Raw genomic sequence first — 10,851 nt, forward strand, 5'->3', positions numbered from 1 at the left:
CCTCGCGGGACCGGCGGTGCCGGGCGGCGGGGTCTGTGACTCGCCCGCCGTGACCAGGGTGGACGCGGCGGCGATTCCGAGGAAGACGGCGGTACGCAGGAGCACGCGTCGCCCTACTGTCGGCTCGTCATTTTTCATTATTACTACGTATCAACGACATCCGGGCAGATGTCGAGAGGCGCGGACGCGCCCCCGTTCGCTCACCCGTTCAGCCGCGCCGCACCAGGGGGAACGGGAGCGTCTCCCGGATCGTCAAGCCCGTCAGGAACATGACCAGACGGTCGACGCCGATGCCGAGGCCGCCGGTCGGCGGCATGGCGTACTCCAGGGCGTCCAGGAAGTCGTTGTCGAGTTCCATCGCCTCCGGATCGCCGCCCGCCGCGAGCAGGGACTGCGCGGTGAGGCGGCGGCGCTGCTCGACGGGGTCGGTCAACTCCGAGTACGCGGTGCCCAGTTCGGTGCCGAACGCGACCAGGTCCCAGCGTTCGGCCAGCCTCGGGTCCTTGCGGTGTTGCCGGGTGAGCGGGGAGACGTCGGTCGGGAAGTCCTTGTAGAAGGTGGGCAGCTGGGTGCGCTCCTCGACCAGCCTCTCGTACATCTCCAGGACCACGTCGCCGCGGGTGTCCTCCGGCGCGTGCGGCACCTTGGCCCGGTCGCACAGGCGGCGCAGCACGTCCTCCCCGGTGTCCGCGTCGACCTCCTCGCCCAGGGCCTCGCTGATCGCCCCGTACATGGTCTTGACGGGCCATTGGCCGGAGATGTCGTGGACGACGAGCTTTCCGTCGGGGCCCGCCTTGTGGGCGATCGGCGAGCCGTAGGCGGCGGTCGCGGCGCCCTGGATGAGCTCCCGGGTGAGGTCGAGCATGACGTCGTAGTCGGCGAAGGCCTGGTAGGCCTCCAGCATCGTGAACTCGGGGTTGTGCTTGTAGGAGACGCCCTCGTTGCGGAAGGTGCGGCCCATCTCGAAGACCTTCTCCATGCCGCCGACGCACAGCCGCTTGAGGTAGAGCTCGGGTGCGATGCGCAGGTACAGGTCGAGGTCGTAGGCGTTGATGTGCGTGCGGAACGGCCTGGCGTTCGCGCCGCCGTGGATCTGTTGGAGCATCGGCGTCTCGACCTCCAGGTAGCCGCGGTCCAGCAGCCCTTGGCGCAGGGCCTGCACCGCGCTGGAGCGGGCCCGTACGACGTCGCGCGCGTCGGGGCTCGCGACGAGGTCGAGGTAGCGGCGCCGGACCCGTGCCTCCGGGTCGGCGAGGCCCTTGCGCTTGTCCGGGAGGGGGCGAAGGCACTTGCCGGTGAGCTGCCAATCGGAGACGACCACGGACAGTTCGCCGGACCGGCTGGTACCGACCTCGCCGCTCGCCACCACGTGGTCGCCGAAGTCGACCTGTGCGGTGAAGGACTCCAGCGCCCCGGGCCCGGCCTCGTCCCGGGTGAACATCAGTTGGGTGTCCCCGGTCCAGTCCCGGAGTACGGCGAAGACCACGCCGCCGAGGTCGCGCACGACCATCACCCGTCCGGCGAGGGTGACCTGTTGGCCGGTGCGGGCTCCCGGCGGGTAGCCGGGGTGGGCGGCCTTCAGCTGGGCGACGGTGTGGGTGCGCTGCCGGATGCCGACCGGGTAGGGGTCGGTGCCGCCCGCCCTGATCCGCTCCATCTTGGCGTGCCGGACCCGGACCTGTTCGGGCAGCCGCTCGGCCTGGGCCCGTTCCCCGTCCTCGGCCACGAGGTCCAGCCCCATGGAGTCGATGGAAGGCAGCCCCTCGGTGGTGGCCGGGTTGGTGAGGCCCTTGGGGTGACCGTTGCCCCACAGGGTGCGCAGGCTCGGTACGGAAACGAAGCCCTCGGCGATGCCGGAGGCCAGGCTGACCCGGGCGAGTGATCCGGCGTCCTGGTAGCAGAGGAACCGGGGGTACCACTCGGGGCCGTACTTGACGTTCGAGCGGTACAGCGCCTCGAGCTGCCACCAGCGGGAGAAGAACAGCAGGAGCTTGCGCCACAGTTTCAGGACCGGGCCGGCGCCGATTCGACCGCCTTCCTCGAAGGCGGAACGGAACACCGCGAAGTTCAGGGAGATCCGGCGCACGCCGAGGCCGGGGGCGGCCGCGCACAGCTGCGCGACCATGAACTCCATGACTCCGTTGGGGGCGGACCGGTCCCGGCGCATCAGGTCGAGGGAGATGCCGTCCTTCCCCCAGGGGACGAAGGACAGCAGGGCGATCAGCTCGCCCCGCGCGTCGAAGGCCTCGACCAGCAGGCAGTCGCCGTCGGCGCGGTCCCCCAGCCGGTCGAGGGCCATGGAGAAGCCGCGCTCCGTCTCGGTGTCGCGCCAGCGGTCGGCGCGGTCGACGATCATCTGCATCTCGTCCTCGGACAGCGCCGAGTGGCGGCGGATGAGGGTGGTGGCCCCCGTCCGCCGGACCCGGTTCACGGCCTGTCGGGTGACCCGCATGTCGCGGCCGTCGAGGTCGAAGTGGGCGACCTGGAGGATCGCCTCGTCGCCGAGCTGGAGCGCGCTGAGCCCGGACCGCGCGTAGGCGGTCGCACCGTCCTCGGAGGCGCCCATCACGGCCGGCTGCCATCCGTAGCGGCGGGCCACGGCCAGCCAGGCGTCGACGGCGGGGGTCCAGGCGGCGGGATCGCCCACCGGGTCGCCGCTCGCCAGGCACACCCCGGCCTCCACCCGGTACGTCACCGCCGCCTTGCCGTTCGGGGCGAAGACCACGGCCTTGTCGCGCCGGGTCGCGAAGTAGCCGAGGGAGTCGTTGCGGCCGTACGCGCCGAGGAGGGCCCGGATGCGGGGCTCCTCGTCCCCGTGCAGGGCGGCGGTCAGTCGCTGGGAACGGAACAGGGTCATGGCCGCGTTCAGCAGGGCGAGGGCGCCGAAGAGACCGAGGAGGAAGTACAGCGGGCGGGGCGGCCGCCCGTCGAACTGCCGGGCGGAGAAGAGCCCGCCGAACACCTGCTTCGCGGCCCAGTCCAGCCACTGTCCCTTGGGCAGGGTTCCGGGGAACAGTGCGACGAGCCCCCACCCGACGAGGACCGCGGCGAGCAGTCCGAGGCCGAGCACGAGCATGGCGCGCCAGACGGCGCCGTGCCGGGAGGCGGCGTAGAACTCGCCGCGCGCCGCGATCAGGATGATCATGGCGGCCACGGCGACGACCATGGAGGGACCGCCGACCCAGTAGTCCCCGTCGGCGATGATCAGTACGTCGACCAGGATCAGCAGGGCCAGATAGGTGACGACGATCCACCACGCGATCTTCTTCCGGGTGCCGAGGGCGGCGGCCAGCAGGAAGAGGAACACGGCGTACGCGAGGTTCTCGCTGACGGGCACCACGAACTGGTCCAGGAAGCGGACCACGGGCCTCAGTAGCCGTCTCAGCGTCGGGGAGAGTGCCAGCAGGGCGCACAGCAGCCCGAGCGTTCCGAAGAACGCGCCGAAGGCGTCCGGGACCCGGCTCAGGAACCGGCCGCGGGTCCCGCGGGTCCCGCGGGTCTCCTCCACTGTGGCACTCATGGTTCGCACTGTAGGGAGGGCCGCGCGGGTCCGCGCGGCGAGCCCGCCAGGAGCTGTCGGCAAACTCCCGTCGTCGCCCGCGGACGGGACGTCCGGCCCGTCCTGCCGGCCGGAGCGTCGATGGGCGCGCCCGTCGCCGACACCACCGTGGAGATCGCGGAGGGCATCGTCGCCGAGATCCGCGACTCCGCGGAGCGCCTGAAGGGCGTCTTCGTCGTCCGCCGGCGGTTCCACACGTTCCGCGGCGACCCGTACGCCGGGCTCGTGAGCGCCGCCGAGGACCTGACGGCGGACGCCGTCGTCGTCGGCGCCTGCGAACGGGCGGGCCACCGCATCGTCGGCCCGGTCGCCGTCCGCCTGGTCAAGGCCGGCCGCCGGCCGGTGACGGTGGTGCCGTAGCCGGGGTCGTCAGCGTGCGGGTTTCAGGCCGTCCTTGGCGGCGCCGCGGCCGAGGACCGCTTCGGTGACGGCCTCCCGGGCCTCCTCGTAGTCGCCGCGGCCGGGATCCTCGGCGAGGGCCGCGGGGAGGTTGACGACCCGGCCCGGTCCGAGGTCCATCATCTGCGGGATGAACTCGGCCTTCGTCACCTGCCAGCGCTGCCCGGGCGCGGCGGGCGGGGCGAAGGTGAAGCGGCCGATCGAGCCGTAGTTGCCGCGCAGGTCGCGCGCGCCCGAGTGGTTGAACATCTCGCCGGCGACCTGGTCCCCCATCCCGTAGACGATCCAGGTGCCGTTGACCTTCTCGTAGGCCTGGGGGACGTGCGCGTGCGTTCCCAGGATCATGTCGATGTCGGGCCTGCCGTCGGTCTGCGAGGCGGTCAGCGCCTTCCCCAGCGAGAGCTGCGTCTCGTCCGGATCGGTCTCCCACTCCGTGCCCCAGTGCAGGCTGACCAGGACCACGTCCGCGCCCGCCTTGCGGGCCGCCCTGGCGTCCGCGACGATCCGGTCCTGCTTCATCTCGTTGACCGCCCACGGTTGGCCGTCCGGCATCGGGTAGCCGTTGGTGTCGTAGGTGTAGGCGAGGTGCGCGACCTTGGCGGGGCCCGCCCGGTACATCGTCGTCCTGGCCGCCTCGGCGGCCGTGCGCGCGGAGCCCGCGTGACCGAGGCCGACCTTGTCGAACCTGTCGAGCGTGCGTCGGATGCCGTCCGCCCCGTCGTCGAGGGTGTGGTTGGAGGCCGTGGAACAGCCGTCGTACCCGGCGTCCTTCAGCCCGTCGGCGACCTCGGGCGGGGAGACGAAGGCCGGATAGCCGCTGAACGGTCCGCCGTCCTCGCCGTAGATCGTCTCCATGTGGCACAGCGCGAGGTCCGCCGCCGAGACCACCGGCTTCACCCCGGCGAACATGGGGCGGAAGTCCCACCCGTCGCCCCCGGCGTCCGCCGCCGCCCGCTTGATGACCGAGGTGTGCGGCAGCACGTCGCCGCTGGCCACCAGGGTGAATCCCTTCTCGGCGGCGCCGGGGGCCGCGGTTCCGGTCGGGGCGGGCGTGGCGGACGACGGGCCGGCGGCGCCGGCGCCGAGCCGGGCCGGGGCGGGTCCCCCGCCGGAGCAGCCGGCGGCGACCACCGGCAGCAGGAGGGCGGAGAGGAGTGCGAGTGCCCGTCGGGTACGTGTGCTCATCTTCGCCGACTCCCTTTTGTATGACTATCGGATCATCTGATCCGCAATCCATAGGAGAAGACGCGCGAAGTCAAGGAACGTTGCCGTCCGCCCGAGCCGTCCCACTCCGACGGCCCCCCGCCCGTTCGCCGCGCCGTTCGACCGTTCGTCGTCCCGCGCGGCCGCCCACCGGACGACCCGGGTGCTTGGGCGCAACGGCGGCGCCGGACGGTTCCGGGAGGGCTCCGTGCAGGTCAGGGTGAGTGAGTCGAACCCCCGAGCGGGACCAGAGACCCCAGCGGCCCACGGAAGGAGCCACTCGTGCCGCCCTCCCCCACCCTCCAACACACGGAACCCGAGGCTCTCGCCGAACTCCAGCGCGATCACGGGCGGGCCCTGTTCGGTTTTCTGCTCGGCCTCACCGCGGGGGACGCCCAGCGCGCCGAGGACCTCGTCCAGGAGACCCTCGTCCGGGCCTGGCAGCACCCGGAGGTACTGGCCAGCGCCCACGAGTCCATGCGGCCCTGGCTGTTCACGGTCGCGCGGCGGCTGGCGATCGACGCCCGCCGGGCCCGCCTGGCCCGCCCGCAGGAGGTCGACCCGCACGGTCTGGAACACGCCCCCGAGCCCCAGGACGCGGTGGCGGGCTCGGTCACCGCGATCGACGTCAGGCGGGCGGTCGGCAGCCTGGGACCCGAGCACCGGGACGTACTCGTGCAGGTCTACTTCCAGGACCGCTCGGTGGCCGAGGCCGCCGCGGAGCTCGGCATTCCCGCCGGAACGGTCAAATCCCGCACGTACTACGCCCTTCGCGCCCTCCGGAAGGGACTCCAGGGGTACGGCCTCGGCGCCTGACGGCCGGTCCGCGCGGGTCGCACGGGCCGCCGCCCTCGAAGCGCACCGGAGAAACTCTCAAGGATCGTCCGTCATGCGCACGAACCGGACAGGTACCGCATCGATTGCGGCATCAGAGCGTTCAAGTTGAGTAAACATCCCCCGCTCCACGAGTCGTGCGGTGAAGGCTCAGGGGTGACGGCGGAAGCTCGACGCGCGGGAGAGGTGGAACGGTGCAGCCCGAGGGTTCGAACGGCACCAGTGACGGCGGACTGGCAGTGCCCATGGCGTGGCTCTACGCGGAGTACATCGCCGACGAGCTGCTGCGCACGGGCCGGCTGATCCCGGTCAGCACCCTGGAGTTCCGCGCCGGCCGCGACACGCTCGCGCTGACGATCTACCTCTCCGACGCCGCCGGTGAACTCTCCGGCATCCGGGTGGTCTCGCAGCTCGACGAGTGGCTCTCCCTGACGGCGTACGGGCACCCCTGGCGCGACTGGGTCCACACCCGTTTCCTCGCGCTGGGCGAGGAGGCCCGCGAACGCGGTGACGCGGAGGACCCCGACCTCGAACTGGCCCGGGCGGCCTGGCGCTGGCTCGACCACACCGAGCTGTTCGCCACCAACATCGACCCGGGTGGCCACGGCCGCACCGACACCCCGCCGGGCCTGGACGAGAACGCCCGCGTCTGGACACCGGCCTGGCAACTCGGCCTCCCCCTGGGGCACCTGGCGATGCACCTGTTCTAGGGCCTTTCGTCGCCTAGGCCGTGTCGGCCGGGTCGGTCACCAGGCCCGTGAAATCGGCCTCGTTGCGCTCGGCCCGGGTCACGTACCAGCGGGCGATCAGCCACATCACCGGGTACGCGGCCAGGCCCAGCGCTATCCAGACCAACGGGCCGGCCGTCGACCTCGGGAGCAGGAACGCCAGCGGCAGCAGGACCAGCAGCAGCGCGAGCACCGCCAGCGCGCCCAGTCCGGACCGCAGTTGGCTGCGCATCAGGGCCCGTACGTAGGTCGTGCCGAGGGTCGTGTGCTCGGAGATCTCCGAGCAGGCCGGGGCGTACGCGGGCGGCCGGCGGCGGGTGCCCCGGGGCACGCCGGTGACGGTCTCCCGCCGGGGCGGGTGTTGCGGGTCGGCCATGGTGGCGGAGTCTACGCAGTGCCCCGCTACTTGAGGAGGCGGGAGAGCCTGCGGTCGGCGAGGGGCTTGCCGCCGGTCTGGCAGGTCGGGCAGTACTGGAGCGAGGAGTCCGCGAACGACACGGAACGCACCGTGTCCCCGCACACCGGGCAGGGTTCGCCCGCCCGGCCGTGGACCCGCAGCCCGCTCTTCTTCTCCGCCTTCAGTTTCCCCGCCGCGACGCCGTGGGCGCGCTCGACGGCCGTGCGCAAGGTGTCCTGCACCGCCTCGTAGAGGTGGGTGACCTGGTCCCCGTCGAAGGAGGCGGCGAGTTTGAACGGCGAGACGCGTGCGGCGTGCAGGATCTCGTCGCTGTAGGCGTTGCCGATCCCGGCGATGACGGCCTGATCGCGCAGCACTCCCTTGATCTGCCTGCGCTCCCCCGCCAGCAGCGCGGCGAAGGCGTCCCGGTCGAAACCCTCCGCGAGCGGGTCGGGCCCGAGCCGGGCGATGCCCGGGACCTCCTGGGGGTCCCGCACTACGTACACCGCGAGGCGCTTTTGGGTACCCGCCTCGGTCAGGTCGAACCCGCCGCCCTCCTCCAGCACGACACGCAGGGCGAGCGGCCCCTTGCCCGGCCGTGGCGGCTGTGCGGGGAACGCGTCCCGCCAGTGCAGCCAGCCGGCGCGGGCCAAGTGGGTGACGAGGTACAGGTCACCGATCCGCAGGGCGAGGAACTTGCCGTGGCGGGCGGTCGACCCGGCCGTCAGCCCTTCCAGGGCGGTCGGCGGCGGGTCGTACGTCTTGAGCACGCTGACCGCCAGCGGGAGGACGCGCTCCACCACCCGCCCGACGAGGTGCTCGTCGAGGAACCCCCGCAGGGCCTCGACCTCGGGCAACTCCGGCATCCCCCCAGCCTGCCGCCGCCCCGCCCGAACCGCGACCCGGACCACGGGCCCGTGGGCGATCAGCGGGGATCGTCGCTGTCCCAGGGATGGACGAAGGATCCCGGGCCGATGCCCCACGCGACCAGTACTGCGAGGAGCCCGGCCTCGTCCCCGGCCTCCGCCGAGCGGACGAGTACCTCTCCGACGTCGTGGTCGAAGCCGTCCAGGCGGTCCCCGTCGTATTCCCGGTGGTGGAGCCGGAACGCGCGCCCGGCGTCGCTGCGGACCCACCCCTCCGCTTCCGCGCGGGCATCCGACCCGGTCCGGTGCGGGGTGACGTCCACGAACGCCCGCCGGTCGGGCCCCGAGGACGGAATCTCCACGACGAGCCTCCTGCCCAGGCGCAAGGCGTTCAGTTTGTCCACGGGCCAAGCCGGTTCGCCGTTCACGGGGCCATTCAACCCGGCCGACCGGCCGGCGGCGGCGGCCGGGTCGGGACGTCGCGGTCGGGTCAGGACATCACGAACTCGCACCACACGCATTTGCCGCTGCCCCGGGGCTCCACGCCCCAGACGTCCGCGAGCCGGTCGACCAGCATCAGCCCGCGCCCCGACACGCCGGACTCACCCGCCTCGCGGCGCCTGGGAAGGGCGCTGGAGCGGTCCTCGACCTCCACGCGCAGCCGCCGCTCGGGGCCGCTCAGCACGCGCAGGGTGACGATGGCGGGGCCGTCGGTGTGCATGAGGGCGTTCACGATGAGTTCGTCCGCGACGAGTTCGATCTCGTCGGCCCTGTTGCGCGCACCCCACGCCCGGACCGCCGCGCCGATCATGTGCCGGGCGGCCACGAGGGCTTCGGGGTCCCCGGGGGCCACGTGTTGCTGGAGCCGGCCGCCGCCCCGCGGGGCCTCCTCGCCCTGACGGCGCAGCAGGAGCAGGGCCATGTCGTCGTCGCCGCCCCGGTCGTCGACGACCTCGCACAGCCGGTCGGCGAGGAGCTGGAGGTCGGCCGGCCCGTTGCGGACCAGGTCGGTGAGGAACTGGATGCCGTCGTCGAGGTCGGCGCCGGGCTGTTCCACCAGCCCGTCGGTGCACAGCAGGAGCGTTTCTCCCGGATCCAATTCCACCGTGGTGACCGCGTACTCCAGGCGGCCGAACTCGGCCGACAGGCCCAGCGGCATCCCGCCCTCCACCGGCAAGCGTCGGCAGTCCCCGTCGCGGGTGCGCAGCAGCGGGTCGAGGTGCCCGGCGCGCACCAGTTGGAGGACGCCGGTGGAGAGGTCGGCCTCCACGTACGTGCAGGTGGCGAAGCGGTCGGTGTCCAGCTCGTGCAGGAAGACGGAGGCCCTCGCCATCACGGTGGCCGGCGAGTGCCCCTCGGCGGCGTAGGCGCGCAGGACGATCCTGAGCTGCCCCATCACGGCGGCCGCGTGCGTGTCGTGGCCCTGGACGTCACCGATGACGGCGCCCACCCGGCCGCCCGGCAGCGGGATGACGTCGTACCAGTCCCCGCCGATGTCCTGGCCCATCCGCGCGGAACGGTAGCGGACCGCGATCCGGGCGCCGGGGACGGCCGGGATGCGCCGGGGCAGCATGGCCTGCTGGAGTCCCTCGGCGAGGTCGTGCTCCTGCTCCAGCAGCATGGCCCGTTGGAGGCTCTGCGCGATGCTGCTGCCCAGGGCGACCAGCAGGTTCCGTTCGTCCTGGGTGAAGCCGTCCTTGTCCTGGTAGAGAAGTCCGATGGCGCCGATCGGGCGGGCCTGCGCGATCAGCGGGAGGTAGGCGGCGGCGGAGATCCGCATGGGGGAGATCTTCGCCCACAGCCCCGGGTAGCCGTGGGCGAACTCCTCCGCCGAGTCGAGGAAGCGCGGCTGGAGCGAGCGGACGACCTCGCTCATCGGGTACGGCTCGTCGATGCGGGTGTAGCGGGTACCGGGCACGAAACTGCCGTGGGGGCCTTCGGCCACGAGGTGGATGCGGCCGGCCTCGACGAGGCCCATGACCATGCCCATCGAGCCGAGGCGTTCCAGGCCGTGGGCGTCACCGAGGGCGTCGATGACGTCCTTGACGGTCCGGGCGTGCGCGAGGGCCGCCGTGGTGCTCTCGACCACGGAGGTCTGGCGGCGGCGCTCGTCGTCCAGTCCGAGGCGTTCGGCGGAATGGCTGAGTTCCTCGGTGGCGTCGCGGACGATCCCGATGATCCGGTACGGACGTCCGTCCGGGTCCCGCATGACGCGACCCTGGGTGTGGGTCCAGCGGAGCTCGCCGTCGCGGCAGCGGATCCGGAAATAGGCGCCGTAGCTGTCGACGCCGCTCTTGAGGGCGCTCGACACCAGCGCGTCCAGCCGGGTGGACTCGGCCGGCGGGACGCGCGGGGAGAGGGATTCGGGCCGTCCGTCGTAGGCGTCGGGGGTGGTGTCGAAGACTTCGAGGGCGGCTGAGTCCAGGTGCATGAGCCCGGTGACCAGGTCCCAGTCGAAACTGCCCATCCGGTTCAGTGACAGCGACCGGCCCGCATGTGCGGGCCAATCGTCCGGCAGCGATGTGGTGCTCGGCACCGGTCCACCATGACACAGCCGGGGGTCAGGCGCTCTCCAGGTACTGGGTGTCCTCGGAGTCCCCGGTCAGCGGGTCCGGTACGTCGTACGGGAGGTCGGGCAGGAACGGGTCGAGCATGTCCTGCAGGGCGTCCTCCTCCGGGTATCCGGGCAGGGCGGGGTCGTCCGGGCTCTGCGGGGACAGCTCGGACGGTACGTCGCCGGGTGCGTTCGGCGCCGGATCCGCGGGCCGGGCCGGGGTCGGCGTCCCGGGCGCCTGCGGGGTCACGGGCGGCTGCGAGGGCCTGCCGGGCGGGGTGTCCGCTGCCGGCGGGCACGGGGCGGCGGCG

8 protein-coding genes and 2 pseudogenes are annotated in these 10,851 nt (G+C 72.5%); 3 read left to right on the top strand and 7 right to left on the bottom strand.

Annotation, left to right across the window (positions count from 1 at the left end; all coding sequences use genetic code 11):
* Nucleotides 1–208 precede the first annotated feature (208 nt).
* Nucleotides 209–3,520 carry a bifunctional lysylphosphatidylglycerol synthetase/lysine--tRNA ligase LysX gene (gene lysX, locus NOD94_RS37665; protein ID WP_281210750.1) on the bottom strand — a complete coding sequence of 1,104 codons (3,312 nt, stop codon included), beginning with the start codon at nucleotides 3,518–3,520 and terminating at the stop codon, nucleotides 209–211.
* A gap of 90 nt (nucleotides 3,521–3,610) precedes the next feature.
* On the opposite strand from lysX, the pseudogene NOD94_RS37670 reads away from it, so the two are divergent.
* A pseudogene (locus NOD94_RS37670) lies at nucleotides 3,611–3,919 on the top strand (universal stress protein); the annotation flags it as partial.
* A 9-nt stretch (nucleotides 3,920–3,928) separates the two neighbouring features.
* On the opposite strand, the gene NOD94_RS37675 reads toward NOD94_RS37670, so the two are convergent.
* A complete protein-coding gene (locus NOD94_RS37675; protein ID WP_281210751.1) occupies nucleotides 3,929–5,143 on the bottom strand; it encodes a CapA family protein in 1,215 nt (404 codons plus the stop codon).
* 300 nt (nucleotides 5,144–5,443) lie between these two features.
* On the opposite strand from NOD94_RS37675, the gene NOD94_RS37680 reads away from it, so the two are divergent.
* Together NOD94_RS37680 and NOD94_RS37685 are read left to right on the top strand one after the other, a co-directional pair.
* A complete protein-coding gene (locus tag NOD94_RS37680) occupies nucleotides 5,444–5,977 on the top strand; it encodes a sigma-70 family RNA polymerase sigma factor (protein ID WP_281210752.1) in 534 nt (177 codons plus the stop codon).
* A 263-nt stretch (nucleotides 5,978–6,240) separates the two neighbouring features.
* Nucleotides 6,241–6,705 (top strand): hypothetical protein, encoded by a 465-nt coding sequence (locus NOD94_RS37685; protein ID WP_281210756.1) that lies wholly within the window; start codon nucleotides 6,241–6,243, stop codon nucleotides 6,703–6,705.
* 13 nt (nucleotides 6,706–6,718) lie between these two features.
* Here NOD94_RS37685 and NOD94_RS37690 read toward each other — a convergent pair whose 3' ends face one another.
* The 5 genes and pseudogenes from NOD94_RS37690 to NOD94_RS37710 form a co-directional block, all read right to left on the bottom strand.
* Nucleotides 6,719–7,099 (bottom strand): hypothetical protein, encoded by a 381-nt coding sequence (locus NOD94_RS37690; RefSeq protein WP_281210753.1) that lies wholly within the window; start codon nucleotides 7,097–7,099, stop codon nucleotides 6,719–6,721.
* Nucleotides 7,100–7,125: 26 nt separating this feature from the next.
* On the bottom strand, nucleotides 7,126–7,986 hold the full coding sequence (locus tag NOD94_RS37695) for a DNA-formamidopyrimidine glycosylase family protein (RefSeq protein WP_281210754.1): 861 nt from the start codon (nucleotides 7,984–7,986) through the stop codon (nucleotides 7,126–7,128).
* Between the two features lie 59 nt (nucleotides 7,987–8,045).
* Nucleotides 8,046–8,414 (bottom strand): hypothetical protein, encoded by a 369-nt coding sequence (locus NOD94_RS37700; protein ID WP_281210755.1) that lies wholly within the window; start codon nucleotides 8,412–8,414, stop codon nucleotides 8,046–8,048.
* A 62-nt stretch (nucleotides 8,415–8,476) separates the two neighbouring features.
* Nucleotides 8,477–10,540 (bottom strand): SpoIIE family protein phosphatase, encoded by a 2,064-nt coding sequence (locus NOD94_RS37705; protein WP_281210757.1) that lies wholly within the window; start codon nucleotides 10,538–10,540, stop codon nucleotides 8,477–8,479.
* A 7-nt stretch (nucleotides 10,541–10,547) separates the two neighbouring features.
* Nucleotides 10,548–10,851, bottom strand: a pseudogene (locus NOD94_RS37710) (hypothetical protein); the annotation flags it as partial.

Source organism: Streptomyces sp. Isolate_45 (assembly GCF_024721315.2).
In the GTDB taxonomy this organism is placed as follows: domain Bacteria; phylum Actinomycetota; class Actinomycetes; order Streptomycetales; family Streptomycetaceae; genus Streptomyces.